The sequence below is a fragment of the Lawsonella clevelandensis genome, assembly GCF_001293125.1.
Taxonomy (GTDB): domain Bacteria; phylum Actinomycetota; class Actinomycetes; order Mycobacteriales; family Mycobacteriaceae; genus Lawsonella; species Lawsonella clevelandensis.
In genome coordinates, this window is the sequence record NZ_CP009312.1 from 784,978 (window position 1) to 809,091 (window position 24,114).

Genomic DNA, 24,114 nt, shown 5'->3' on the forward strand with positions numbered 1-24,114 from the left:
AGCCCCGGCACACCCTGCAGAGCGAGGCGGAGATGTTCGAGGGCCGACATGACCGCCGCGACGACGCTATCCATTGTTGTCCGGCTCCTGAGGGGTAGGAATGGTGGGGGTAGCAGCGTGGTACTCCTCCGGTAGGTGCCCGCCGTAGGCCTCCGCCACCAACTCGGGTACCAGCACCTCTTCCTTCGGGCCGAAGCCCACCTGCCGATTGGCCAGCAGCAGCACCTTCTCGCAGGTTTCCTTTGCCAGCACAATGTCGTGGGTGGAGACCACTACGGCCACCCCCTCCGCCTTCACGGAGTGGATGAGGTCCAGGAGTTTCACTCGGTTCGGCTCATCCAGCCCGTTGAACGGCTCATCCAGGAGGATGAGTTCCGGGCGAGCAACGATGGAGCGGGCCAGCAGGACACGCTGCTTTTGGCCGCCGGAGAGGCCCCCGAAGCGACGCCCGGCGCGTCCCAGCATGTCGACCCGTTCCAGCGCCTGGTCGACGCGGGTGCGGCGTTCTTTGGTGATACGCCCCAGCCAGCCGACTTCACCGTAAAGACCCATTTCAACAACCTGCCGGACGGTGACGGGGAAGGTAGGGTCGAGGTCGGCCACCTGCGGCACGTAACCGATGGCGCCTTTGCGGACTTTGCTGACGGGTCCACCAAGGACTTCCATGTCTCCGGTGACGGTGACGGTGCGGAGGATGCCGTAGAGGAGGGTGGTTTTGCCGGAACCATTGGGGCCGATGAGGGCTAGGGCTTCACCGGGGTAGAGGCTGCCGGTGACGCCGGTGAGCACGGGTGGGCCGCCATAGGAGAAGGCGGCGTCGCGAAATTCCAGTGCGGGGGCGGGGGGAACCGCGGTGGGGGACGAAGGGTAGGCGGCGGTGCTCATAGGGGTCCTTGTGGGTGATTAGCCTAGGGGTGGCAGAGAGCAGAGTGGCACCCCAGCCCCTTACCGAGGCGTGGGACGTCACCAGCCGTACTCTGCAGTTACTTCAGCTCTTCCGGAAGAGCCGGAACAGTGCCGTCCCACTCCTCGGTGAGGGTGGTGACGTTGTGAACAATGGATTTAATGTAGGTCTCGCCGGCCGACCCGTCCGGGCCGAGGGAATCCCCATAGAGGGCATCGCCACCAATAACAGCCTTCACCCCAGCAGCCCGGGCGATAGCTTCAATGGACTTGGAGTTGTTGGAGTTCTCGGCGAAGAGCGCCACAGCACCCGACTTCTTCACCTCTTCCGCAGAGGCCTTAATGTGGGCAGCAGTGGCATCCGACTGGGCGTTGAAATCTGAGAGGGCCGCCCCAATGAACTTCACATCGTAGTCGCGGGAGAAGTAGCCGAATGCGTCATGGGAGGTGAACAGCACCCGCTGGCCAGCCGGCACCGAGTTCATCGCCTCCATCACCCACTTATCGAGGGCATCCAGATTCTTCTCGTAGCTGGCCACCATCGTGCCGAACTGCTGAGCGTTGGCCGGGTCTGCCTTCTTCAGAGCCTCGCCAATGTTGTGTACCTGCACCTTGGCGTTCTTAGGGGAGGTCCACACGTGCGGGTCGTACTCGAACTCGGCCTTCTCACCCGGTTCGGGGGCGAATGGCCAGGGGGCCACGTTCACCTTCTGGTCGCCGCGGTCCACCTTGTAAGGTTTACCCTTGTCATTCTGGGCGGCGGCGGACGGGTCCTTTACCTCATTGGCGGTGAGGATACCGGTCGTCACTACCATGGTGCCCTTGAAACCGGAGGCCTCCACCGCAGAGTCCAAGAAGTGCTCCAGATCCACCCCGTTCACCAGGAAGAGCTTCGCGTTGGAGAGCGCGTTCATCTCCTTCGGAGTCATCTCGTGGTCGTGGGCGGAGGCGTTGGGGGCCAGCAAGCAGGTGAGGTTGATGTCCTTGCTGCCGGAGGCGATCTGCTTCACATAGTCGCAGATTTGGGTGGTGGTAGCGACGACACCGATGCCATCACCAGCAGAAGAAGACGTGGAGGAATTGCAGCCCGAAAGAAGAGGGGCAGCGAGGAGCGCGGCGGCTGCGGCAGCAGCCAGGAAACGCTGAGAGCGGCGTGGAGCGTGCTTCATGAAAGACTCTTTCGTATGTGGTCCGCGGGCAGGGGAACAAGTTCTGCGGGGCGGGCAGAAAGTGCACTGTTAAGATACGCGCTCTGAACAACAGTCTACTCTCCACCCCACGTTCCCTCTACGATGGAAGACATGACCTCGTTATTCCGTGAAGATCTCTCCTCCATCCCCGCCTATGTTCCAGGGCGCACCATCCCCGGCGCCATCAAGATCGCTAGCAACGAAGTAACTGACGGCCCCGACAAGGTCGTCCTCGATGCGGTGATGGCGGCCGTGGGCGGCTGTAACCGCTACCCGGACACCTCCTCTACGGAACTGCGAGCTGCCATCGCCAATGCCCTCAACCGGGACCTACAAGCGCAGAACATGAGCACCGACAGTCACATAGCCCCCACCCAGATCGTGGTGGGCAACGGCTCCGTCTCCCTGCTCCAACACCTCATCCAAGCCACCTGCCCGGCCGGCGCCAACGTGGTAATGGCGTGGCGTAGCTTCGAGGCCTATCCCATCATGGGACATGTCGCCCAGGCTAACCTGGTACAGGTCCCCAACCTGCCTAACGGCAAGCATGACCTGGACACCATGGCAGAAGCCGCCCAAGACCCCAACACTGGCATTGTGCTGCTGTGCAACCCCAACAACCCCACCGGGGAAACCTTTAGCCACACTGACCTGGTGGAATTCCTACAAAAAGTCCCCAGTACCGTCCTGGTGGCACTCGACGAGGCCTACTACCACTACAACCGGCTGGGCACCTTCCCCCACAGTATGGAACTGCTCTCCGCCTACCCCAACCTGGTGGTGTTGCGCACCTTCTCCAAGGCGTACGGGCTGGCTGGCCTGCGCGTGGGCTATCTGGTGGGTTCCGAGGAGACCTGCCGGGAACTAAGCAAAGTAGTGATTCCCTTCGCTACCGGCCTGGCCGCACAAGCTGCCGCCGTGGCTGCCCTCACCCTCCGCGACCAGCTGCTGGCCCGCACCGACACCATCGTGGAGGAACGGCAGCGCGTCACCCAGGCACTCCGCACTATAGGCTTTGAGGTGCACAATTCGGAGGCCAACTTTGTGTGGCTGCCCCGCACCGACGCCCAGCAGCTGACCGACTACCTGACCGAGCAAAAAGTGCTGGTGCGCGGATTCGTGGGTGACGGTGTACGCGTCACAATCTCCACCCGCGCCGAAAACGACCAGTTCCTGGACGCTATCGCAGGCTACCCGGCAATTTAACGCGAAGCTCGATAGGCTAGCTGGTGAGGACCCCCCCCCCACGATGATGAAGGATAGGACACTATGACCGATAAGCCCGCCGACGAGCGGAAGCGGCGCGCCGCCCGACGCCGCGCCGCACAACGTCAACGCAAAGCCGGAGGGCTCAACTGGCGCAGCTGGGAACCCTGGGTGCTCATCACCATTGTGGTGGCCATCGTCGCCGTCATCGTCACCCTCATCGTTACCACCAACAGCAACAAGAACAACCTCTCCTCCCCCGAGGCGCAGATCGACCCCGGCCGCTTCTCCAGCGACTCCTACGGGCTCGCCCACCGCCGCAACGACGGCCTGTCCATCGGCGACCTCGACGCCCCCGTCGTCCTGATCGACTACGGCGACCTCCGCTGCCCCTACTGCGCTAAGTGGATGGAACAGGTAGAACCCGAACTGGTGGACAAATACGTGCGCACCGGAAAACTCCGCATCGAATTCCGCAATATGGTGCTGTTCGACCAGCCATCCCTGCTGGGTGCGCGTGCCGTCATAGCTGCCGCACAACAAGGCAAAGGCTACGCGCTGATGCAGAAGATCTACTCCACCATGCCCCACAAAGGCCACGGGGAGATCACCGTGCCGCTGGTGCGGAAGTGGGCGGAAGAACTGCAGCTGAAAGACATCGACCACTTCATGAAGGACGCCCAATCCACCAAGTTCGATGCGCAGATTGCGGAAGGCAAGCAGGAGGCACACTCTATGGGCTTCCAGTCTGTGCCGGCATTTCTCATCAACGGCTACCCGGTGCTGGGGGCCCGCGACACACAAACCTACATTGACATCATCGAATCCGCGCTGCTAGCCCTCGACAAGTAGACAGCTCGGGCAGCGCCTGCGGCTCTCACGGCTGACGGCCCCGGCGGCTGATAGCTCCGGCGGCTGGCCTGCTATACCGCCGGGTGTGACCGGCTGGCGACCGCACCCCCACCCCAACGAACGTAAAGGACGACGAGTGAGCACTATCGGTATCCTGGGAGCCTTCCTAGGCGGCATCCTCACCCTCATCAGCCCCTGCTCCGCACTGCTTCTCCCCGCTTTCTTCGCCTACGCCTTCGACGGCTTCGGTAAACTCATCACCCGCACCGGCCTCTTCTACCTCGGCCTCTGCATCACCCTCGTGCCGCTAGGCGCCGGCCTGGGCAAAGTCGGCTCCCTCTTCGACTCCATCCGACCCAGCATCATGCTGTTCGCCGGCATCCTCATCATCATCTTTGGCATCATGACGGTGTTCGGAAAAGGCTTCGCCTTCCAACCCGCCCAAGACGCCGTTGGTAAACTCTCCGGCACCAACGCCGTCAGCGTCCTGCTGCTGGGATGCGTCTACGGCCTAGCCAGCTTCTGCTCCGGCCCTATCCTCGGCAGCATCCTCACCGTGGCGGTAGCCGGCGGCAGCGCCCTCTACGGCATGGTACTGATGGCCATCTACGCCCTCGGCATGGCCATCCCCCTGTTCATCCTGGCCATCCTGTGGGAACGTTTCGACCTGTCCCACAAGAAATGGCTGCGCGGCAAAGAACTGACGTGGGGACCCATCACCACCAACACCACCTCTATTGTGTCCGGGGTGCTGTTCATCCTGATCGGCGGACTTTTCCTGGGGACCGATGGCACCGCCGGGCTGAGCGGCATCGCCGGATGGGACAGCCAATTCAATGCGGAACTGTGGGCGACCCACGTGGGCAACTCCTCCACCGACCTGATTGTGCTTCTGGTGGTCCTGGTGCTGCTGCTCATCGCGCTCGCGGCCTATATTGTGCGGCGCAAGCGCGGCGGTGACGGTGCGGAACCACTGGCCGGACAGATAGATGCCAGCGAAGTTGCCGACAAACTGGACCAGCTGGAAGCCAGCTCGGCAGGCGCGAGCTCGACGGGCACCAGCGCAGCCCTGGCCGGCGACGGGACCACGCCCTCACGCGACTAGCCGTCAGCTAGCCAACTGCCCTAACCGACGGTGCAGGACGAGACGATTATGCCATCAACCGTCAGCGACGCCGTCCACATATTCGTCTGAAATGCCGGGGAAATATCCGGCGGAATCTCCACCCACAGGATCATCCCATCCGTCATCGGCTCCATGCGCGTCCACCCACGGTACTGGTACTCACCCCGTAACTTCGGAGTGGAGGACTGCCCCACCACCGCCGAGTTACGGGCGATCACCCCATTCCGTACCCCTACCAGACGCTGATTCTTCCCCTGGTTCGTAGCGAAGGTAAAAAGCGACAGCTTAGACGACTCCAGCTCGCCCGCCAGCACATACTTCACGAGCAGGCCACCTCGGGAACTCCTAAACACCGCCGCAGCCTTCCCTCGTGGCAACGACTGCTTAGCAGGGGCATTGCAGCGAGACAGTCGCCGCTCCGGCGCACCCAGGCGGCGATTCGATCCCAGGTCCTCCGTCACCTCCAGTGGGGCACGGCTCTTCGCCGTAGTAGCTGTCGAACTGCCGGAGCTACCGGATCCGTCACTCTGCTGTGTGGACTCTTGCGGCCCAGTGCCCTCGACGCTGGAACTAGTGGCGGATTGACTGGTGGCGGTGCCCTCCACTTCCGAACCGCAGCCGGCCACAGTAAAGGCCAGAAGGACGGCAGCCGCCGGTGCGATAAGGCGGGTTGCAAGGCTACGGGGCTGCATGGGTTCTCCTAGGCAGGGGTGGCCGAATACGTTCTCTCCCCTCAGGCTACCGGCAGACGAGTACGCTGCTGTATCGATCTGGGAATATTCATCAAACGGAATTGTTTTTATTATCAGATCGATATTTTTCACGCGTGCGACTGCCGGGCGACCGGGCGACCGGGCCAGAATTGCCAGCCAGCACTGTTCACGCAAAGATAACTACAACAGATAGTTATCACTAAACGCATACCGCACTACACAAGGAGTTACTGTGAGCAGCTTCTACAGCCAGAATTTCCAGGTTCACACCACTGCCGGCGGCACCGTCAACCTCGACGATTTCTCCGGGAAAGTGCTACTGGTGGTCAACACGGCCTCCAAATGTGGATTTACCCCACAATTTGATGGGCTGGAGCGCCTCTACCAGGAATACAAGGACCGCGGCTTCTACATTATTGGCTTCCCCTGCAACCAATTTGCCCAGCAGGACCCGGGCACCAACCAGGAAATTAGCGAATTCTGCCGCCTCAACTACGGCGTTAGCTTCCCCATGATGGCCAAAGTAGATGTGAACGGAGACAACGAATCTCCCGTCTACACCTACCTGAAGTCTGAGAAGAAGGGGGTACTGGCCAGCAAGATCAAGTGGAATTTCACCAAGTTCCTCATTGGCCGCGACGGCACCGTCTTGAAGCGCTACTCCCCCACCACCGATCCTTCCAAGATCGCCTCCGACATTGAGGCAGCACTAGCCCAGTAACAGCGGGTAGCCGGACCTCCCTAAATGAGGCAGTCTGCGGCGCGGATAGGTTGCTGCCTACCGCGCCGCTGGTGTCTGCCTACCGCGCCGCTGGTGTCTACCTACCGCGCCGCTGGTGTCTACCTGCACGAGGAAGCAGGTGTGGGTGCAGCAGGGGCAGTTTTGGGCGTGGCAGGTGTGGGTGTGGCCGAGGCAGTTTTGGACGGAGCAGGTTGCCTGCAGGATGGGGAGGCTTTGGGCAGAATGAGGGTATGGGTTTGCATTTAGAGCGTATGTTGGCCGGTGAGTGGTACAACCCCGCCAAGGATCCAGATTTGGCGGACGCGTATATGGAGTGTCAGCGGGAGCTGGCACGGTTCAACGCCACGGGGGTGGAGGAGGATGCGCTGCGGGCGGAGATTCTGCGTGGCTTGTGGGGGGAGTTCGGGGAGGGGTCGGTTGTGCGGCAGCCACTGGTGTGCGAGTTCGGGTTCAATATCCGTGTGGGGCGGGGCTGTTTTGTGAATTTTGATGTGCTGTTCTTGGATACGAATACAGTGACGTTGGGGGATGGTGTACAGGTGGGGTCCCGAGTGCAATTTGTGACGCCGATTCACCCGGTTGATGATGTGGAGATGCGGGCTGCTGGGTGGGAGCGGTCTGCGCCGATTGTGGTGGGGGACAATGTGTGGATTGCGGCGGGGGTGACGGTGTGCGCGGGGGTGACGATTGAGGAGAATAGTGTGATTGGGGCGGGCAGTGTGGTGACGCGTGATATTCCGGCGAATGTGCTGGCGGTGGGTACACCGTGTCGGCCAGTGCGGGAGCTGCACCGGCCGGGGGAACCGGGGATTCCGATGTTGGACGCCTAGCGGGGTTGCTGTAGACGCTTAGCTGGGATTGCTGCGTTCGGTGCGGACGACATAGTCGATTATGTCGGCGAATTGGCTGAAGGTGCGGAACCAGGGGGCCCGGCCGAAGCGTTTGGGGGTGGGACGGCGGAAGTCCCATTGGGGGAGGCCGTCAATGTCTTTGGTGGGGAGATCTTCGTGGTAGTCGAGGAGCTGGATGGGGGCGTTGCCGACGATTCCGCGAAGGTGGGCGATGGCTTCGTCGAGGTCCAGGGTGGGTTCGGCGCTACCGGGGCGGATGAGGATGCCGGCGATGCGGAGGCGGGGGATGCCGGCGAGGTACTGGACGATGCTGATGCTCTGCTGCATGGGGTGGTAGACGTCCTTGATGACGGGGACGACCCAGGGGCTGCCTTTGGCGGGCAGGGGTGAGTCAAGGGGGCGTTCGTCTGCGCTATCTCCCCACAGGTGGGCGAGGGTGGTAGCGCCGCAGCCGGGGTAGGTGCCGACGAGGTGGACGAGTGGGATGGCCATGTGTTACCTAGTTTCGGGCGGATGAGGGTGTGGGCTGTGAGGCGGATGTCTTGTTGGGCGGAGTGCCGGGGTTCTTGTCGGCTTATTCGGCTGCGGCTTTTGCTGAGGCTTCTTTGGCAGCTTTTTCGGCTTCTTCTTTTTTGCGGAGTTCCTGGACGATTGTGAGGTTGGGGCGTATGCCGGTGATGCGGAGGCCGACACCGGGGAGGTTTTCGATGTGGTAGTCCCCTACCCAGGTTGTGTTGTGGTGTTCGTCGCCTTTGGTCCGCCAGTCGACGATGACGGTGTACCAGCCTGGTTCAGCGGTGCGGATGGTGGTGCACCATTCAAGTGGCTGTTTGGGGAGTGAGTCGATGGTGCTGGCGACGGCCTCGGCGTCTGCCCAACCGCCGCTGATGAGGGCCATGACAGCGGGGGCGGAGCGGGTACCGAAGTATTGTTGCTCCATAGTGGCGAGGAGCCCTTCGGGGGTTGTGATGTTGCCGCCGGCGTTGGAGATGTAGGGGTTGGCGGGCTGGGGGGTGCACCATTGTTTGACGACGGGGGCGACGGTTGTGGTGGTGGGGGCTACCTGGGTGGCCTTGGTGTTGTGGTTGTGAGTGAGCCCGAGCCCTACGCCGAGGGCGAGAATGAGCGTGGGAGCGAGGAGTGCTGCTGCGTAGATGAGGTGTTTTTTGGTGCGTTTGGGTGTGCCGGTGCGGATTACAGGCTTTTTGGGTTCTTTTTGTTTCTTGGGTGCCTTGGGTTTTTCCTGGACCTCGGGCGTTTTGGGGGCTTTGGAGGGTTTTGTGGAGGTGACGGCGCTGGCCGGGGTGGCGGCGAGGGCGTCGTCGAGGCTGAGGAGTGGGCCAGTGGTGGTGGCGTAGCGCGGGTTGGGGGCGCTGGGGGTGGTGTAGGGTTTGGCCGCGGCGGGGATGGCATTGGGTGGGGTGAAGATGGAGATGGGATTCTCCACGGGGGTGGAGGGTGCGGCTGGCGGGACGGGCGCTGCCGGGCCCGTCGAGGACAGGATGGCGGCGGTTGTCTCGGTGGTGGTTGGGCGGTTGGGGAACCCGGTGTGGCGGTTTCCTGTGGTCGCTTCGTTGGCGTCCCACTGGCTGAGCCAGTCCCGCCAGTCGCTATCAAAAAGCACTACTTGTTGTCCTTTTTGGGAGTGCGGAAGGCCTTGTCGAGCTTCTTCTGGAACTGCTTGGCGTCCTTGTTAAGGTCACTCTTGTTTGGCTTCTTCATCGGTTTGTCGGTGGGGAGCTTCCCTACCTGGCCAGCTTTGCCAGCCTTCTTGCTGACTTTGTCGACCTTTCCGACTTTGCCGAGCTTCCCTACTTTGTCCAGCTTTCCGGACTTTCCGAGCTTGCCGGTCTTGTCGCGCTTCAGCCCGGCCTTATTAGCACGCTGCTTGATCAGGGTGAGGATCTCCTTGATGTCCTGGAAAGTGGCCTTCACGTTCTCCGGCATGCTGGAGTAGTCCAGCGGGTAACGGTCGGCATCGACGGGGACATAGTTGTCCCGTGCGCGGGCAGAGTTCTCCAGGGAGACGACGGCCGCCGTCACTCCGGAGACAGCTGCGTGGGCTACGCCGCCAACGACTGTCGCACCGAAAAGTGCTCCGGCGGTTCCGGCGAGAGTTCCTCCGGCGAGTGCCCCGGTTGCCAGTCCGACGGGTGCTCCCAGTAGTAGGCCGGCGCCGAGGCCAAGGCCGGTGAGTGCAGCAGTTCCTGCCACGGTGATGGCGACGCCTGTGGCTGCACCAGCTAGTGCGCCGCCGACGAAACCAAGGGCGGCGCCGGGGATAACAAGTACGGCACCTGCTGAGCCAAGTACGGCACCGACGGCCGATCCGCCCCCGATACCGACGGCACCTCCGACGACTGCGCCAACACCGGCCACGACAGCTGCACAGGGAATACCGATGACGGCGCCAACTCCGGCAAGAGCAGCGCCGACAGCTGCACAGATTCCTCCTGCTGCGGCACCTGCGGCACCGCCGACTCCGGCTGCACCCACCGTGCCAACAACGGCAAGGCCGACGAGTGCACCGGCAGCTGCACCACCGACTCCGCCGCCAACGAATCCGGCTCCGCCAAGGAGGGCTGTGCCGCTAATTGCTCCAGCGACTGTGAGCGCAACGGTGAGGGCAGTACCTGCGGTGAGACCGAGTACTGCGCCACCGATCACGGTGGCGATGGGCAGGGTGGATGCGCCGATGAGTGTTCCAGCTGCGCCCCCCACGACAGCTCCGGCGGCGGCGGCCGGTACGCCAACGAGTATGGCACCGGCGGCCGGGAATGCTATGGCAGCAGCTGTTTTCTTGAGAATCTGGGGATCATTTTTCAGTGCCTGTGGGTCGCGGAGCAGGATCGCGGGGATCCGCGGAAGGTAAGTGGGTGCGGTGAAGCCGTTGACGGCGTGTTCTGCACCACTCTTCGCTGCCGCTTTAAGGGCTTTCTTGTCGGCGAGGGTGGCTTTGAATGTCTCCCCTTTGCTGACGAGGTAGAGGCCCTTGTAGGGTTTCGGCGCCGGTTTACTGGGTTTGGGTGCGGGTGCGGCGGGGTAGGTGGGGTATACGGGGTAATACTCTGGGGGCTGGTTGTAGGTGTTGCCAGTTCCCTGGTTGGGGTTCTGGTTGTGGCTTTCGGAGGGAGCTTTGTCGGGGCCGAACTGGGGGGTGGTGTCGACGTCGGCGTGGGCTAGCCCGAGGCCAAGGGTGGCGGTGAGTGCGAGGGCTACAGGGAGCGAGTGAGTTTTCTTCATGCGCTCAATTCCAACGGTGTGTTTGAATGGGTCGCGCAGCAGTGTAGTTGGGGCGTGGATGCGGTGGGGACCTACTTTTGTGTTTCTGTGGGGTTGTGTGTTCCTTTTTTACGTTTGAACTGGAGTTTTGTTGGTTTTAGGTACGTTGTTTTTTGGTGGGAAAATTTTTGGGCTACATAGCTAAATAGGCTGCACCCCACGCCGAGTGTGTGTGGGGTGCAGTGTGGAGTTCTCGGAGAAAGCGTTTATTTGTCGGAGGAGGTGGGGGGTTCGATGGGGCCGTCTTTCTTGGTGTGGTCGTCGGGTTCTGCAGGGTGTGCTGGGCCTGTGGGACCGTCGGTGGGGGCGGCGAAGTACGGGCCAGGGTAGGGGAAGGTGTTATTGAAGGACGGGCCGGGGTTGTGCGGGTAGACGGGGTTGCTGAACGGTGCTGCACCGTTGGGGGTTCCGGCGGGGTTGTCGCCGGTGGGGTTGATGGGTGCGTAGTACTTGTGTCCGTCGTAGTAGAGGCCGTTGGCGGCGGCTTCTTTTTGTTTCTTCTCGTGGGTGTAGGACAGCACGATGTAGACGATTTGTCCGATGTTTCCGGTGAGGAGGACGATGAGCAGCCAGGCTACCCATGGAAGGCCGGCGACGTCGACGTAGCGGAGTTGGATGACGCGGACGACGGCCCAGATGAAGATGGCGAGGCCGAGGATTCCGAAAAGTCCGCCCAGGATGAAAGCTGTGACGGTGAATCCGTACTCGAGCTCGTTTGCAGCAAGAAGCATGGTGTTCATGGTGTTTCTTCCCCGATTGGTGATGTTGTCATTGTGTAAAACGGACGAGCATCCGGAAATGTTCCATCTTTTTGAGGTGATGTTGATTACTCGGTTTATTTTTGTGTACAACACCTCTCTTTGTACTACTATTACTAATACAAGAGGTACAAGCTTGACCTTGCGTAAGGATACATCATGATCATCACCATCAACCCACATTCTGCGATACCCATTTTCCAGCAGATTCACGACCGCATTGTGGAGGCAATTGCCCAGGGCACTATCCGCCCCGGCGAACAGCTGACTCCAGTGCGGTCACTAGCTATGGATTTCGGGATCAACCCCGCGACGGTAAAGAAGTCCTATGACCTGCTGAAAGCAGAAGGCATTATCACCACATCAATGCGGGAAGGAAGCGTAGTGGTGGGGAATACCACTCCGCACCCAGATCATGTTGCACAGTTCCAAAAGGAGTTAACGACCTTATTGGCGAAGGCTCACTGCCAAGGTGTTGGTGCTGCCGACATAAGCACACAGGTCAACAGGGTCTTGGAATCATTTCCTACGATGACGGAAGAGAAGGGCGTATAGCCATGTCCACTGTATTGTCTGCGCTACTATTTGCGATTATTCCGCTGCTATGGCTCAGTTTGCCAGCACTAGTCCCTCACAACAGTCCGCTAGGTGTGAGCGTGCCGGTAGCACACCGAGATGATCCCGTTGTTGGTGTTGGCTGGCGCCGCTTCCATACGACAAACGCTGTGGTGGCCGTAGTGCTGGCTGCGGTTGTTGTAGTGTGCGGGCTTGTTCTACCGGAGCATCAGGCTGTTGTGGTGTTGTCTGTTCTAGTGATGGTACAGGTACTATCTTTGGTGCCTATCTGGTGGTGGGCTGGCCAAGTGATTCGCCGGGAGAAGGCGAAAAAGAACTGGTTTGAAGATGCCCGCGTGGAGGTTGCGGGGTCGTTGACACCCGGCACACCTGCCAATGCGATGCCGCGAGTGCCGGTGCCGTGGCCGCTCTATGTAGGAGCGTATGCGGTGACGGCCCTTACCGCACTGGTGTTGTGGCTGCGGTGGGATGCGATTCCGGCTTCGATACCAGACCCAGATGGTACCGCTGGTGCTGTGGTGGCGAAAAGTGTGAGCACTGTGTTTGGTCCCGTCTTTTTTACTCTCGGGCTAGTAACCGTACTGCTGCTGGCGGCAGTAGTTGTGGCGTTTAACCCTGGGCGATTCCGCACCGCCACCTCACCATCCGCACGGCTACGCGCGGGATTGTTATTTGAGGCACTGCAGCAGGATTTGGGGTGGGTGACGGTGTGCTACTCCCTCGGGCTGAGTGCGCTGACGTTGTCAGTGATGCCACCGTTTGCGGATGCGACGAATGCGGTAACGTTTGTTGGTATGGCGCTACTCCTGGCACCTATTGCAGCAATGCTGGCACACATGGTGAGGGTAGCCCGATCTGTACCGGTGGACCCGGATGATGCGGATGGCCGTAACCAAGATGAGTTCTACCGGTTGGGCCTGTTTTACGTGAACAAGAATGATCCGGCGATGTTCGTGGATCGACGGGCAGGCGTTGGTCTAGATATCAACTGGGGCAACCCGCGCGGTGTACTGCTAGCACTGGGTTTCTTCGTGGCAGTAGTGGTGTTGATCTCCTTGCCAGCTTTCTTCTGGTAGACGTGCACACGTAGTGACATCACGTGAACTGCCCCGGGTGTTGTTCCTCAGCATTTGTCTTGGTTTCTATCAATTCTTGGGCTGGGTTGTTCTTCCACAATCCTGCTTCAACTTCGGCCGGTGTACGGTAACCAAACCCTGAATTGGTGAGGTTGTAATTTTCGGCTAGTGGTGGGTGCCGCATCCTTAAGTAGGCGGGGTGTTGTTAGAGAGGAGTTGTTATGTTGGGCCTATGTATTTGGCGAGTTCTAGTGGGTTATAGGAGCCCATGTAGATGACCATCATTTGTAGCCAGCAGTATGTTCCTATACAACAGACTGCGAGGGCGACGAGTACGAGTTTTGTCCATCCTTTCCAGGTGGATGGCCGTATGGAGATAAAAAGTAGAATAACTGCCACGACGATAATGACGGCAGCGAAGATGAGGATGGCCTGTGGTCTGTTGCGCAGTTTAAAACCCTGTTCTAATGCTGTCGACACCAGGATGCTGCCCGGCAGAACAATAAGCGCTGCTGCTAGAGACAGTAAGAGGCGGGATTGTGGGCTCCTTTTCCGTGGTGTGTTCTTCTATTGGGGATTCGTGGGGGTTGCTGTGTGGTTGGGTCGCGTCCCTAGGCGGGCGGGGTGCTTTCTTGATCGGGGAGCTACGGTGCTGAGAGTGGGGAGTGGTCTGCTGACTAGTTTTTATTTGTAGCAGAGGTGGCGGATTGCGGTGCGGTTTTTTGCGAGAAGGTGGGTGTAGTGGGTGTATTGGGTGGGTGTCAGTGGGGGTGTGGTGTAGTCGGGGTTGGTGGAGTCGATGTAGATGGCGTCGAGGCTGAGGATGGTAGTGGTGAGTTGGCGGATGGTGGGGGAGACGTGTTTGGCGGCGCGGATGTCGTGGAGTTGGTAGGTTTCTTCGAGCGCGAGTTGTCGGGTGAGAGTATCTGGGTGGTTGCGGTAGGTGTCCCAGAGGTTGTCGTGTATGGTGAGGCAACTGTGCGCGTCGGCGAGGGTGTGGTGGGCGGCGCGGAAACCGAAGCCGAGGCCGGTACCTACTAGGAGGCTGGTGGCGAACACTATGCTGGCAAGTGCTGCGAGGGGGAGTGTTTTGAGGTGTTGCAGGGAGGTGTGTGCACTCATTGTGGTAGTCCGCAGTGCTGGTAGATGTCGTGGAGGGCTGTTTTTTCCGCACGGGTGAGGTAGTGGGTGTGGTGGGGGTACTCGTTGTAGATGTTGTGGTGGTTGATGGCGAAGATCATGTAGAAGGAGGTGAACAACTGGACTTTGTTGCTGAGCTTAAAGTCGCTGCGCAGGGACGCCATGGTGCTAACGGCATCGGCGGGGGTTGAAGGCGTGGTATCGAGAGGAAGCCGGGTGGGAAGAGCCTGGCAGAAGTCGCGGTCGGTAAGACGCGTGTTTTCCACACTCAGCGGGATAGTGATACCAAAAATAAGCCCCAAGCAGAGGCAGAGAACAAGAGTGGCGCGTTTAGTGGGTGGTGTCATGATGAGTAGTGGAGGGGACCTTGTATGTAGTCGTACCAGAAGACGGGGTACTGCATACGGCAGAATCCATCCCATATGGTGTAGAAACTTTTGAAGTAGTAATCAATATCAGGTACAGGAATGTAGTAGGTGAGGAATGAAGCTTCCTGTAGGGCTGCGATGCGGGGATCGTAGTGTTCTGTGACGAGGTAGCTGGTTTCAGAAAGTGTCTCCCACAGTCCATTAAGCGCCGCGGTATTGCGGAAAGGTTCTTCTCCAGGGGGGAGGTATCCATAGAAGCGAGTTTCGCAGTAGGGGCGGTTGACGAGTACTGCGCGGCTTTGGGGGATTACTGTTGCGATTCCTGTTACTAGTGTGAGGCTGAGTGTGATGGCGGCTAGCCTACGAAACCTATGAACATAAGAAGACATGTCATTCACTTCCGTGGCTCCCCTGGGTAGTAGACATGAACAAAAATAGCCATGTCTTCAGAGTTTCGGGTGTCTGTTTGCCAGTCAGCATGGTAGTCGTGTTTGTCTTCTGCGCTGCTGTGTTGGTTGACGATGTCGACACCGTTTTTGGTTCCCATACAGAGGGGCCCTCGTGCTATTGCTCAACTAGTTGTTATGCAGTGATGAGCTGGCTTACTCGTTGTCTCGAAAGTTTTACAAGCTTCGCGGTGTCGGTGATGGTGAGTCCTCCGTCCACGAGTTGGTGAAGAGCGGCGCTTCTTGTTGTGCGCGCATCGCGTGCAAGTTGTTCTGCTTCTTTTTCTTGTGTGGATGCTTTATCAAGAATTTTCTGGATAGAGTCTGGGATTTTAAGAGTGACGGTCGTTGTAATTTCACTAGTGGGGCAGTCTAGCCATAAGCCAATAATCTCTGCCGCAACGTCGTCTACTTCGGCAAGATTACGTGCCTGCCCTGTGATCTCTAAAGAGGGAACACGGACAATCCACCAGCGTCCTTCTGGTTCAGCTACAACATCATAGTGAGTGGACATGAGCAGCTACCTCCATTCTTTCGGAAGAGGAATATGCTTTCCAATTCCTTGTAAAACGCCTGCCGAAATATTTTTATGATGCGGAACAATAACCCGGTCTCCGGAACCCGGGTGCCACCATATTTCATGGCTACCCTTTCCTTGCCGGAGAAGCTTCCATCCGTTTTCTTGAAGAAAACTAGTAACCGTCCGGTACTTTTGTTCTTTCACCATAACTATATGCTATAGCACTATAGCGCACAACGCAAGATCGCTATAGCGATTAGTTTTAGTTAGATAAAACAGGGGAATAAGAGTGTTAGCTGTTAGTGAAGGAGAGAAACCAAAGAAGGAGGGAGCTTTTAGCAGGCTAATTTGGCGGCTCGTTGGTAGGAGATGTTGAAGATAATTCCTAGCCCTCAGACTGTGTAGTCTTGTTCCTTCATACCTTCTATTGCTCTTATAGAAGGTAGACAAAAGTATTAATGGTGGTTTAGGTCGAGGGTTATGGCTGCAGTGGGTTTTCTTCTTGTGGGGTGGGGGTGGCCGCCCGCTTTGAGCGGACGGCCACCCCTTTAACGCGACTTGTCATTGTGGTGGGGTGGTCGAAGCTGGGAAGCCCCGACCGTTATGGAAGAATGCTCGCCTACGTATGGTTAGGACATACCCTCCACAACCTGGAGCTCATTCACTATGGCTACGCACATGAAGCCACCTACGCAGGTCCCTACCGCTACCAGACAGAGTTTAAAGCGGCAGAAAAAGATGCCCGAGACCACAACCGAGGACTATGGAACCCGAGCGTCTGCCCACAAAGATAATTACTTCCGCAAATATTTCTTCTGATCCATAGGAACACGAGACGGGTAACGACCCGGCAATTTCTGCGGATTCTTTATACCAGGAATCTCAAAGTAATTACGGTATTCGTGAACCCACATACCGTTAAAAATCTGATAACACTTAAAATTTAAGTTCTCTGTCCAGTCATTCTTGGCCATCCACACATAATGCTGCGGAACAATAATGTTCAGCGGCGCGTAAGTATGTCCGGCAGGGTCTAAAGCTGCGTTGCACTCATGGGCCGTCTTATAAAACCGGCTATATCTAAGCGGCTGTCCAAACGTCCCTTTAATCGGCGCATTCTGAAATGCTCCCGAAAAAGTGTAGTTAGACTGCGCTTTTCCTCGCGGAACCAAACCATACGGCTGTGCATAAACGGTCCACTCCACCGGCGGCTGTGCAAGAGGATACGGCTCAGCCGGATTCTTCACAGTAATCTTCGCCGGGGTTGATGGCGGATCAGCAATAATCACATCCGCATGAGCAACACCCGCGCCCAACCCCACCGCGAGAACACCTGAAAGAACACCACAAACAGAACGCTTCACCACAAACAGAACCCTTCACCAACAGCATGAGCAACAACACCTAATACTAACCACTCGGCAGAGCACCACAACAGTGACGACCCTCGCATCTACCCACCACTCATCCCTAGAGAACATCTCTTTGAGCAGAGGGAAGAAGCTTAAGAAGGTAGTTCCCAACTAGGGGACTCCATAACAGGAGCCTTGGTGTAGCGAAGACGCATCCCCTGATCTTCTATGTCGATGTTGGCAGGGTACACACCCTGCACAATTCTCAGCAGAGAGTGGGGGGCAGAGATCAAGGCGACTCACATCATCCCAGAAGAAGTACATGCCGCCCGTTATCTTGCCGCCTTCTTTCAGGATAGACGCTATCTCGCACATGCATTATCTCGTGGAGTAGCTGGGTGTGAACCGCTTGATGATGTAAGAGAAAGAGAACTCTTGAGGGGCAAAACATCGGTAGAAGTGTACAAACTAATGAGGGAGCAGCACCTCCAAGGAACGTCACAAGGGCTCTACTGTACGGGTGGCGAAAAAAGAGTCTCGCCTCTAGAACCAGCCCCGCTGACACACATCGAGCCCTACTCCACAACAGCGTATCCCATGCCGGAGAAGAGATCTTTCAGCCTGCCCCGAGACTATGGGTTAGAGAGTTGATAAACGGAGGAAAACGGCTTTTAAGTTGTCGTTATTTGATCTCTAGTTTCCATGTCTAGAAATTTGACTTCGGTCACTGTAGGTCTAGAGCTCTGTTTCGCCGTTCATTGTCTCGTCCAATATCGTTAATGATGTTATCTTGGTACAGTCACTATATTGGACACCGATTGTGGAACATCTTGAAGGGTGTGGATGTTTGTCTTGGTGTTTGTTTTGGTGTGGTGTCCGTGTTGGACCGATATTGGACACTAGGAAATCTGACTGGAACTGCAAGACAGTGATGATGGATTGTGAGATGTGCTTGCAGGAACCAGGGTTGAAGTTTTCCTTAGGGGGTCATGCTTGGTGTGTCTGCAGTGGAGGTGGTTCTTGGTGAAAATTGGTTACGCACGGGTCTCAACTGCTCGTCAGGGGCAGTCGCTTGACACTCAGCGTGAGGCGCTTATTGATGCTGGGTGTGATCCTCGGCATCTGTATTCGGACACTATCTCTGGTGCGAAGTGGCAGCGTCCTGGCCTTACTGATGCTCTTGGTTACATGCGTCCTGGCGATACTCTTGTTGTGACTCGTCTTGACCGTCTTGGTCGTAATCTTTATGAGACGGTGACTACTATTGCTGATCTTGCTGAGCGTGAGATCAATGTTCAGGTGCTTGATCCTGCGCTCGATACTTCGCGTCCTGCGGATAAGGTGGTGGTGAATGTGATGGCGTCTCTTGCTGAGTGGGAGCGGGATTTGTTGGTGCAGCGTACTCGTGAAGGGGTGGCGCATGCTAGGGCGCAGGGGAGGGTTGCGGGTCCTAAGCCGAAGTTGAGTGTGGAGCAGAAGAAGCAGGTACGCGCTTTGGTGCGGGGAGGGGAGACGGTGTCGGCTGTAGCTCGAAGTTTTCATGTCTCCCGACAAACTATCTACCGTGCTTTGCAGGAAGCAGAGTAAGTCGCCATGACTATATGAAAAAGAAAAGTACACACGTGTGTATTAGTGGTGTGATGGTTATATCGGTGGGGATGTAACCATCGGCTAGGTCATTGTCGAGTTTCTTTAGGCTTGTACGGCTACGTGCTGGTTCCGTAATTGTGGGATTCGCTTTTCTTCATTTTCCCCTGTGCTTTCCATTATTGACAGTACTTCCCTAAAGGTGTAGTATTTTCTGTGAGGTTCCAGAAGAGAAGTATTCAGCAGTTTTATGAGAATGGGGTACATGCGAAATCAGTGCCTGCGGAGCTTCGTAAGATTGTGCATCGGAAACTCACCTATTTGGAAGCTGCTACCTCTTTAGATGCTCTTCGGGTTCCTCCTTCTAATCACTTGGAGAGGCTTAAAGGGGACCTTGAGGGGTTCTATTCTATTCGTGTTAACAGTAAGTACCGGATCATTTTTCGTTGGACTGATGAAGGGGCTGACAATGTTGATGTCGTTGACTACCACTAGTTACTGTGATGACGATACTTATGGGATGTCTAGTGGGGAGAGTTCCCAGTTAGAGACGTGTCCGGGTGAGGTGCTTAAAGAAGAATTTTTAGATCCCATGGGGATTAGCCAGTATCGGTTGGCGAAAGAAGTTGGGGTGAGTGAATCGCGTATCTCTAAGGTGGTTCGCGGTGAAGCTCGTATCACTGCCGACTTGGCTTTACGTCTGGGGAAGTTTTTCTCTATGGATCCTGTTGTATGGATAAGGCTGCAGTCTCTTTATGATCTAAGGACTGCACGTCGTAAAACTGACTTATCAGATGTTGGTGTATGGGCGGCTGCCTAAAGACTCTAAAGAATTATGCCTCCACCNTCTGNATGGTGGAGGCATAATTCTTTAGTTGGGGTAGTTGTTCTTTAGGATACGTAATCGTCTGGGGTATTCCACCGACGCGGGCGGCTAGGTCACCCATTTCGGCAATGTGGTCGGGGTGAGTGTCGAACTTTAGATACGGTGGGGATATAACCATCAGCTAGGTCACCGTCGAATTATTAGGCTTGTACGGCTACATGCATTTGGTTCTAAGAGGGCGGGCTTTATTTTCTTTTTCTCTCCGCAAGAAGCACCGGCTTGTCATGTCACCGCGCATACAGTTTTGATTGTTGGTGGCTGAAATTTGTAGTTGTGTACTGCGTATAGTTTCGTCCTCCTCGTCTGTTGTGTGAGGAGAACATTTTGTGCGGGTTATGTTGGTCCTATGTATTTGGCGAGTTCTAGCGGGTCATAGGAGCCCATGTAGAACATCATTGCCATCATCCAACCCCATGCTCCTATACAGCAGACCGCGAGGACAAGGAACACGAGTTTTATCCATCCTTTCCAGCTGGATGGCCGTATGGAAATACCGAACAAAATAAGTGTTATTCCAATGATGGTGACCGCGAAAATAGTAACTGAACTGGGGCTATTCCGTGCTTTAAATGCTTCTCCTAGTAGAGACACACAAGCAACGCAATACGGCAAAAAGACAAGCGCCACCGCTACAGAAAACAAAATGCGAGATAATGGCTATGTCCACTGAACAGGTGGGAGCGAAATACCACGAAGATACAGAGTAGAGACAGCACTACAGAAAGCATGAGCTCAAACATTCCCGGTATAGAAGGGCTCCTTTCTATATCTTTGTGTTGTGCTTCATGCAAGAACACTTAATGGTAAGGTTGCGGGTTTATTTTCCCTGGGTAGATGGCGGTAGTGGTGTTTGTGGGGGATGTTGGCTGAGCTATTTTTATCTCTGGCAGTGGTCTTTTAGTCCGCGGTAAGCGTAAGTGGTTTCTTTTGGTAGTTCTAGCTGGATGGCTATCGCTTCTTCTATTGTGTCGGCTGGTGTCTGGTTTAAAACGTAATTTCGGTAATTGTTGATGGAGGTTATGTAGCGGTGGAATTTGTTTCGTAGTGTTGGTGATGTGCCGGGAGCTATATAGGTTGCTTGTAGATAGTGTTGGTAGTCGTCGTATAGTGCTAGATCTTGTTGGGAATTGTCGATGTTGGGATCAGGACTAGTTAGCTTCGCGGATTTATCGTCTATGCGGTAGGTGCTGATTCTTGTGAGGATTGTGGTGCAGGAGACTCTGTCAGCATTGCTGATGGTAGGGTTAATGGCTGCGATGTAATGACTGCTTCCTATCAGCAGGACGCAAAGAAGTAGGCAGATAGCTGCGTGCGAGATGGTTCTTGACCGTAGACTACTCATTATTCGTTATTAATATCGTGCTAGTGGAACGTCGTTTTTAAGGAATTTCCGGTAAGTATCATCATCTAGGTCTTGCCACTCTCCCTTCGTGCCGAAGGGATTGATAGGTGCGCCTTGTGATGTTTCATTAGTCTGATACACAATTACTATGCTTTGATATTGAAGGCGATATTGGTATTGCGTTTTCCGGTATTTCTTTCCGTTAACAGTAACAACGCTTTCTCCAATTTTGCGTGCTCCTATTACTCGAGTGCGGTAGCTGATTTTTGCATCTATTGGACGGTCGTTTGACTGAGAATCAGGTTCGTATAAAGGCTGTTGTTTACTCCACTCTGTTGTGTTCCCAGGTGCAGTTGAATCTATAGAAACAACATCAGGTAGAGGTGGCTCTTCGATAGGTGTCAGCGTAGAGACTGTCATGGGTTGACGTGCTACTGTTGTGCTCCCATCGGGTAAAGGAAGTTTTTTACCTGGAACATCAGCAGGATATTTGGGTTTTCGGACGGTACTAGTTTCATTCCGAGAGTATTGCTGAAAAGAACCAGGCCTAGAGGATGAGTGTTTAATTTTGCTCCTATTTCTGAGCCCGCTGAGGAGTCCTGCTGTCATGAGGAGAAGTGTTAGTGGGTCGGTGGCAGTGTTATTTTCCGCTGGCAGGCGTTTTCCATCTGTGGAGGTGGCAGAGCGCACAGGGGATGTGTCATCAACAGAAGGTACGGGCGCCGAGCCATAATTTTCCTGTACAGGTGGCATGTGGCGGTGGGGGGCCAAGTTATCGACCAACCGCTGCCAGAAATGAGTGGCCTCTGAGTGTTTGTTATTTTTTATCCCACTACTTTTTTCGTGGTGGTTGAGGGGGTGGGTTTCTGGGGGTGTGGGGTGCCAGTCGCCTAGGTTGGGGCGGTCGATTCCCTGTTTATGGTGTGGGTTGTTGGTTGGGGTTGGGTGGTTGAGTGGTGGGGTGGATGGGGTGCCGGTTCGTCTCCCGTCGATCCAAGGGTTGGTGGGGTTGTAGTCGAGTTGGCCGGGTGTGTTGTGGGGTGGGTTTCCTGCGTGGTAGCCACTGCTGCCGGGTGTGACGGGTTGGTTAAGTGGTGGGGTGTTGGACGGCAGTCCTGTGATGGGGTCGATGTGTCCGGGGATGGGTGTTCCTCCGCCGACAGACCCGCTGGCTCCGTTGGTTCCTCCAGCCGGTGGTGTGGGGACAGATGTGGGGGTGATGCTGGGGGTGCCGACGCACCGGTAAGGGACTGGTGGGGGTGGCGGGGTTTGTCCTGTGGCGATGGCGTCTGGGTGGTTTTGTGACCATTGTCGTTTCCAGGCGTCGTTGTAAGCTTGGGTTTCTCTCTGGCAACGTTCCTCAGGGGTTTCTTCAGCGTGTGCATGAAGGGCGCCTTGGGGAAGGAGAACGAGCCCTAAGGTGGCGACAAGGGTAGGAAGAGTGCGGTGGAGGTTAGTCATCGGTGGTGTCTGCGGGGATGGTGGATTTTGTGTGGCGCCAATCTGTCCAGTCGTGGCTTAGCTGTGTGACACCTTTGTTAAGGAATGCTCCGACAAGCATCATGATGAGGAAGAAAGCAGTGTAGACCAAGACTGGAGCGTAGTGGGTTGCCCAAGTGGAGATGAGGGGCAGTAGTGCGCAACAGACGAGGAGCGCAGTGAAGCCCACTAGTCCGAGGAGGTAGTTGGTGATGCGAGGTTTCATAAGGTCAGCTTCCGGAAAGTGTAAGTGGGTTTAGATTCTAAACGGGCGGCCGTAGGCGATGACCATGGCGGTTCCTTGCTCAGTTTCGACGAGAAAACGCACGACGCTGCGGATTTTGACGGTGGTTCCGCATCCGGTTACTGCAAGGTTCGCCCCGATAATCGAGACGCCGCCGCGCATAGAGCGGAGCTTAGCGTTCAAAAGCCAGACAGTGGTGATGTAGCCGGGTTTGACGTGGGCTGAGAAGCTACTGGTGTGAGCGAGAGTGGTAGTGAGGTCAGCATGTTTTCCGATGTTGGCGTGTCCTCCGAGAGTATCGGAAGCACCTACCGTGGCAGAAGCGCCGCCTGTAGCGGATGCTCCTACTGTTGCTGAGCCACCAACATTAGAGATGGGAAAACCGAGGGTCACTGTGGGGGTGAGGGAACCATTACCAGTGAGAGAACCGCTGGGGGTAACAGAGCCGTGTCCGGTGGTCTGGGATGAGACCCCTTTGTCTGTGGAGAGGCCAACGCTGGGGGTAAGAGAAGCAGAATAGGATTGCCCGATAGTGAATCCATCGGAGGTATCAACACCACAACCCACCATATAGCCGACGTCAACAGTACCCTGCAGAATCTTTGAGACGCCATGACCGGTGATTTCTCCTATGCCTTGCAAGGAAATAAAACCCTCATGCGAGGATGCGTCCCCTGCAAGTGGAGCAACGATGCGGAATCTCTCCCCTTGTTTTTTCGCGGTGACAGTCCACCCATCAATGGTTTTACCTGATCGGATAACATCCGCGCGACTACCGTCAATACCCGGCTCCCACGCATGTGCGGCAGGGAGACCACATGATAGGCAAAGACTGCACGCCACGATACTTGCTGCTCCCTTGTGGAGACGATGTGACCGGAAGCTGGGAGTAGCAATAGGGAGCATGAGGAGCCTTCTTCAAGAGGGTTTTTGATGAGTCGAAGAAGTATTACTCCTAAAAATCTAGCACCAAGAAGTGCAACCAGCGCCCACAGACCACATAACAATCAAACCCGCTCATAAAACACGAAATAGGGAAGCACAAGATAAAGCTTCAACGCCTACGCGACAGGCTGTGCGTGAACTGTCAGACTCCAATTTTCCTCACCGCGATATTGGAGCACTTTAAGGGGTGAATTTCCGGCGTACCTAGAAATTCGCCACCACATAAAACATTCAGAAGTGGCTCCATCCGAGCGATTTATATGTGGTGGTGTCGCATGCCCACAAGTGGGTAACTCCACCAGGGTACGTGAGTTGGTGTGGTTGGGTGGGCGCTTCATGCGGATAAGAGGTCTCGTCGCCTGTCGTGTAATTGAGAACAGGCATAGTTAGTGAGTGGTTATTACTGTGGTGAGTTTTCTTGTTGAGACGTGGAGGTTTCCGGTGGGGCGGTGAGGTGAATGCGGTGCCGGGGAAACACTACAACCACGAGCTCACCATAAGCTAAAATCGTCCGCATCTGCCAGCGCACA

Annotated in this window: 29 protein-coding genes; 11 read left to right on the top strand and 18 right to left on the bottom strand. The window is 56.4% G+C overall.

Annotated features, from left to right (window positions below; genetic code table 11):
* Positions 1–66: 66 nt before the first annotated feature.
* Both IY73_RS03555 and IY73_RS03560 read right to left on the bottom strand, forming a co-directional pair.
* The gene (locus IY73_RS03555) at positions 67–885 is read right to left on the bottom strand and encodes a metal ABC transporter ATP-binding protein (RefSeq protein ID WP_063665748.1); all 819 of its coding nucleotides are present in this window, start codon (positions 883–885) and stop codon (positions 67–69) included.
* Between the two features lie 98 nt (positions 886–983).
* Complete coding sequence (locus IY73_RS03560) at positions 984–2,072, bottom strand: metal ABC transporter substrate-binding protein (RefSeq protein WP_053961861.1); 1,089 nt, start codon at positions 2,070–2,072, stop codon at positions 984–986.
* Between the two features lie 132 nt (positions 2,073–2,204).
* On the opposite strand from IY73_RS03560, the gene hisC reads away from it, so the two are divergent.
* The 3 genes from hisC to IY73_RS03575 all read left to right on the top strand — a co-directional run bounded on the left by hisC (position 2,205) and on the right by IY73_RS03575 (position 5,256).
* On the top strand, positions 2,205–3,299 hold the full coding sequence (hisC, locus tag IY73_RS03565; protein WP_053961862.1) for a histidinol-phosphate transaminase: 1,095 nt from the start codon (positions 2,205–2,207) through the stop codon (positions 3,297–3,299).
* Positions 3,300–3,362: 63 nt separating this feature from the next.
* Entirely contained in the window at positions 3,363–4,151 is a 789-nt protein-coding gene (locus tag IY73_RS03570; RefSeq protein ID WP_053961863.1) for a DsbA family protein, read from the top strand.
* A 136-nt stretch (positions 4,152–4,287) separates the two neighbouring features.
* Positions 4,288–5,256, top strand: a complete 969-nt coding sequence (locus IY73_RS03575) for a cytochrome c biogenesis CcdA family protein (protein WP_082346547.1) — start codon at positions 4,288–4,290, stop codon at positions 5,254–5,256.
* Positions 5,257–5,276: 20 nt separating this feature from the next.
* Here the strand turns inward: IY73_RS03575 and IY73_RS03580 are convergent, their stop codons facing one another.
* Entirely contained in the window at positions 5,277–5,969 is a 693-nt protein-coding gene (locus tag IY73_RS03580) for a hypothetical protein (protein ID WP_053978838.1), read from the bottom strand.
* Positions 5,970–6,222: 253 nt separating this feature from the next.
* On the opposite strand from IY73_RS03580, the gene IY73_RS03585 reads away from it, so the two are divergent.
* Together IY73_RS03585 and IY73_RS03590 are read left to right on the top strand one after the other, a co-directional pair.
* A complete protein-coding gene (locus tag IY73_RS03585; RefSeq protein WP_053978839.1) occupies positions 6,223–6,711 on the top strand; it encodes a glutathione peroxidase in 489 nt (162 codons plus the stop codon).
* 251 nt (positions 6,712–6,962) lie between these two features.
* Entirely contained in the window at positions 6,963–7,562 is a 600-nt protein-coding gene (locus tag IY73_RS03590) for a sugar O-acetyltransferase (protein WP_053961866.1), read from the top strand.
* 18 nt (positions 7,563–7,580) lie between these two features.
* On the opposite strand, the gene IY73_RS03595 is transcribed toward IY73_RS03590, so the two are convergent.
* The 4 genes from IY73_RS03595 to IY73_RS03610 form a co-directional block, all read right to left on the bottom strand.
* Entirely contained in the window at positions 7,581–8,075 is a 495-nt protein-coding gene (locus IY73_RS03595; protein WP_053978840.1) for a hypothetical protein, read from the bottom strand.
* An 82-nt stretch (positions 8,076–8,157) separates the two neighbouring features.
* Complete coding sequence (locus IY73_RS03600) at positions 8,158–9,207, bottom strand: hypothetical protein (RefSeq protein WP_053978841.1); 1,050 nt, start codon at positions 9,205–9,207, stop codon at positions 8,158–8,160.
* Positions 9,207–10,826 (bottom strand): hypothetical protein, encoded by a 1,620-nt coding sequence (locus IY73_RS03605; RefSeq protein ID WP_053978842.1) that lies wholly within the window; start codon positions 10,824–10,826, stop codon positions 9,207–9,209. The genes IY73_RS03600 and IY73_RS03605 overlap by 1 nt, the downstream gene beginning before the upstream one ends.
* Positions 10,827–11,071: 245 nt before the next feature.
* Positions 11,072–11,605: a hypothetical protein gene (locus IY73_RS03610; RefSeq protein ID WP_053978843.1), complete on the bottom strand. Its 534-nt coding sequence runs from the start codon at positions 11,603–11,605 to the stop codon at positions 11,072–11,074.
* A 177-nt stretch (positions 11,606–11,782) separates the two neighbouring features.
* Between IY73_RS03610 and IY73_RS03620 the strand changes: the two genes are divergently transcribed.
* Entirely contained in the window at positions 11,783–12,178 is a 396-nt protein-coding gene (locus tag IY73_RS03620; RefSeq protein ID WP_053961871.1) for a GntR family transcriptional regulator, read from the top strand.
* Positions 12,179–12,180: 2 nt separating this feature from the next.
* The gene (locus tag IY73_RS03625; RefSeq protein ID WP_053961872.1) at positions 12,181–13,275 is read left to right on the top strand and encodes a DUF5808 domain-containing protein; all 1,095 of its coding nucleotides are present in this window, start codon (positions 12,181–12,183) and stop codon (positions 13,273–13,275) included.
* A gap of 219 nt (positions 13,276–13,494) precedes the next feature.
* Here the strand turns inward: IY73_RS03625 and IY73_RS08300 are convergent, their stop codons facing one another.
* From IY73_RS08300 to IY73_RS08810, 7 genes are all read right to left on the bottom strand, one after another.
* Positions 13,495–13,755 carry a hypothetical protein gene (locus tag IY73_RS08300; protein WP_148417544.1) on the bottom strand — a complete coding sequence of 87 codons (261 nt, stop codon included), beginning with the start codon at positions 13,753–13,755 and terminating at the stop codon, positions 13,495–13,497.
* 204 nt (positions 13,756–13,959) lie between these two features.
* Positions 13,960–14,397 carry a hypothetical protein gene (locus tag IY73_RS03635; RefSeq protein ID WP_053978846.1) on the bottom strand — a complete coding sequence of 146 codons (438 nt, stop codon included), beginning with the start codon at positions 14,395–14,397 and terminating at the stop codon, positions 13,960–13,962.
* Positions 14,394–14,762 carry a hypothetical protein gene (locus IY73_RS03640; RefSeq protein ID WP_053978847.1) on the bottom strand — a complete coding sequence of 123 codons (369 nt, stop codon included), beginning with the start codon at positions 14,760–14,762 and terminating at the stop codon, positions 14,394–14,396. The genes IY73_RS03635 and IY73_RS03640 overlap by 4 nt, the downstream gene beginning before the upstream one ends.
* Positions 14,759–15,172: a hypothetical protein gene (locus tag IY73_RS03645; protein WP_148565040.1), complete on the bottom strand. Its 414-nt coding sequence runs from the start codon at positions 15,170–15,172 to the stop codon at positions 14,759–14,761. The genes IY73_RS03640 and IY73_RS03645 overlap by 4 nt, the downstream gene beginning before the upstream one ends.
* A gap of 5 nt (positions 15,173–15,177) precedes the next feature.
* Positions 15,178–15,330 carry a hypothetical protein gene (locus tag IY73_RS08390; protein WP_158408673.1) on the bottom strand — a complete coding sequence of 51 codons (153 nt, stop codon included), beginning with the start codon at positions 15,328–15,330 and terminating at the stop codon, positions 15,178–15,180.
* Positions 15,331–15,365: 35 nt separating this feature from the next.
* On the bottom strand, positions 15,366–15,743 hold the full coding sequence (locus IY73_RS03650) for a hypothetical protein (RefSeq protein WP_053961880.1): 378 nt from the start codon (positions 15,741–15,743) through the stop codon (positions 15,366–15,368).
* 6 nt (positions 15,744–15,749) lie between these two features.
* Positions 15,750–15,956, bottom strand: a complete 207-nt coding sequence (locus tag IY73_RS08810) for a type II toxin-antitoxin system HicA family toxin (RefSeq protein WP_082345381.1) — start codon at positions 15,954–15,956, stop codon at positions 15,750–15,752.
* Between the two features lie 362 nt (positions 15,957–16,318).
* Here IY73_RS08810 and IY73_RS03655 point away from each other — a divergent pair, with 362 nt between their 5' ends.
* Positions 16,319–16,543: a thermonuclease family protein gene (locus IY73_RS03655; protein ID WP_257720274.1), complete on the top strand. Its 225-nt coding sequence runs from the start codon at positions 16,319–16,321 to the stop codon at positions 16,541–16,543.
* On the opposite strand, the gene IY73_RS03660 is transcribed toward IY73_RS03655, so the two are convergent.
* Positions 16,544–17,116: a hypothetical protein gene (locus IY73_RS03660; protein ID WP_148565041.1), complete on the bottom strand. Its 573-nt coding sequence runs from the start codon at positions 17,114–17,116 to the stop codon at positions 16,544–16,546. It lies immediately after the preceding gene.
* Between the two features lie 1,008 nt (positions 17,117–18,124).
* Here IY73_RS03660 and IY73_RS03665 point away from each other — a divergent pair.
* The 3 genes from IY73_RS03665 to IY73_RS03670 all read left to right on the top strand — a co-directional run bounded on the left by IY73_RS03665 (position 18,125) and on the right by IY73_RS03670 (position 19,508).
* Positions 18,125–18,688: a recombinase family protein gene (locus IY73_RS03665; RefSeq protein WP_082346630.1), complete on the top strand. Its 564-nt coding sequence runs from the start codon at positions 18,125–18,127 to the stop codon at positions 18,686–18,688.
* A gap of 276 nt (positions 18,689–18,964) precedes the next feature.
* Positions 18,965–19,183, top strand: coding sequence for a type II toxin-antitoxin system RelE/ParE family toxin (locus IY73_RS08085; RefSeq protein WP_237025143.1), 219 nt, complete (start codon positions 18,965–18,967; stop codon positions 19,181–19,183).
* Positions 19,158–19,508: a HigA family addiction module antitoxin gene (locus IY73_RS03670; RefSeq protein WP_199397494.1), complete on the top strand. Its 351-nt coding sequence runs from the start codon at positions 19,158–19,160 to the stop codon at positions 19,506–19,508. The genes IY73_RS08085 and IY73_RS03670 overlap by 26 nt, the downstream gene beginning before the upstream one ends.
* A gap of 1,417 nt (positions 19,509–20,925) precedes the next feature.
* On the opposite strand, the gene IY73_RS08305 is transcribed toward IY73_RS03670, so the two are convergent.
* The 3 genes from IY73_RS08305 to IY73_RS03680 form a co-directional block, all read right to left on the bottom strand.
* The gene (locus tag IY73_RS08305) at positions 20,926–21,525 is read right to left on the bottom strand and encodes a hypothetical protein (protein WP_148565042.1); all 600 of its coding nucleotides are present in this window, start codon (positions 21,523–21,525) and stop codon (positions 20,926–20,928) included.
* Positions 21,526–22,369: 844 nt separating this feature from the next.
* The gene (locus tag IY73_RS03675) at positions 22,370–22,621 is read right to left on the bottom strand and encodes a hypothetical protein (protein ID WP_053961878.1); all 252 of its coding nucleotides are present in this window, start codon (positions 22,619–22,621) and stop codon (positions 22,370–22,372) included.
* A 30-nt stretch (positions 22,622–22,651) separates the two neighbouring features.
* Positions 22,652–23,545 carry an MspA family porin gene (locus tag IY73_RS03680; protein ID WP_053978851.1) on the bottom strand — a complete coding sequence of 298 codons (894 nt, stop codon included), beginning with the start codon at positions 23,543–23,545 and terminating at the stop codon, positions 22,652–22,654.
* Positions 23,546–24,114: the final 569 nt, after the last annotated feature.

Coding starts and splice junctions, on each gene's coding strand:
- IY73_RS03645 (WP_148565040.1), bottom strand. CDS start 15,172: ATGTCTTCTTATGTTCATAGGTTTCGTAGGCTAGCCGCCATCACACTC.
- IY73_RS08390 (WP_158408673.1), bottom strand. CDS start 15,330: ATGGGAACCAAAAACGGTGTCGACATCGTCAACCAACACAGCAGCGCA.
- IY73_RS03555 (WP_063665748.1), bottom strand. CDS start 885: ATGAGCACCGCCGCCTACCCTTCGTCCCCCACCGCGGTTCCCCCCGCC.
- IY73_RS08305 (WP_148565042.1), bottom strand. CDS start 21,525: ATGACAGCAGGACTCCTCAGCGGGCTCAGAAATAGGAGCAAAATTAAA.
- IY73_RS03680 (WP_053978851.1), bottom strand. CDS start 23,545: ATGCTCCCTATTGCTACTCCCAGCTTCCGGTCACATCGTCTCCACAAG.
- IY73_RS03595 (WP_053978840.1), bottom strand. CDS start 8,075: ATGGCCATCCCACTCGTCCACCTCGTCGGCACCTACCCCGGCTGCGGC.
- IY73_RS03570 (WP_053961863.1), top strand. CDS start 3,363: ATGACCGATAAGCCCGCCGACGAGCGGAAGCGGCGCGCCGCCCGACGC.
- IY73_RS03640 (WP_053978847.1), bottom strand. CDS start 14,762: ATGACACCACCCACTAAACGCGCCACTCTTGTTCTCTGCCTCTGCTTG.
- IY73_RS03620 (WP_053961871.1), top strand. CDS start 11,783: ATGATCATCACCATCAACCCACATTCTGCGATACCCATTTTCCAGCAG.
- IY73_RS03625 (WP_053961872.1), top strand. CDS start 12,181: ATGTCCACTGTATTGTCTGCGCTACTATTTGCGATTATTCCGCTGCTA.
- IY73_RS03635 (WP_053978846.1), bottom strand. CDS start 14,397: ATGAGTGCACACACCTCCCTGCAACACCTCAAAACACTCCCCCTCGCA.
- IY73_RS03650 (WP_053961880.1), bottom strand. CDS start 15,743: ATGTCCACTCACTATGATGTTGTAGCTGAACCAGAAGGACGCTGGTGG.
- IY73_RS03610 (WP_053978843.1), bottom strand. CDS start 11,605: ATGAACACCATGCTTCTTGCTGCAAACGAGCTCGAGTACGGATTCACC.
- IY73_RS03605 (WP_053978842.1), bottom strand. CDS start 10,826: ATGAAGAAAACTCACTCGCTCCCTGTAGCCCTCGCACTCACCGCCACC.
- IY73_RS03580 (WP_053978838.1), bottom strand. CDS start 5,969: ATGCAGCCCCGTAGCCTTGCAACCCGCCTTATCGCACCGGCGGCTGCC.
- IY73_RS03675 (WP_053961878.1), bottom strand. CDS start 22,621: ATGAAACCTCGCATCACCAACTACCTCCTCGGACTAGTGGGCTTCACT.
- hisC (WP_053961862.1), top strand. CDS start 2,205: ATGACCTCGTTATTCCGTGAAGATCTCTCCTCCATCCCCGCCTATGTT.
- IY73_RS03670 (WP_199397494.1), top strand. CDS start 19,158: ATGTTGATGTCGTTGACTACCACTAGTTACTGTGATGACGATACTTAT.
- IY73_RS08810 (WP_082345381.1), bottom strand. CDS start 15,956: ATGGTGAAAGAACAAAAGTACCGGACGGTTACTAGTTTTCTTCAAGAA.
- IY73_RS03560 (WP_053961861.1), bottom strand. CDS start 2,072: ATGAAGCACGCTCCACGCCGCTCTCAGCGTTTCCTGGCTGCTGCCGCA.
- IY73_RS03590 (WP_053961866.1), top strand. CDS start 6,963: ATGGGTTTGCATTTAGAGCGTATGTTGGCCGGTGAGTGGTACAACCCC.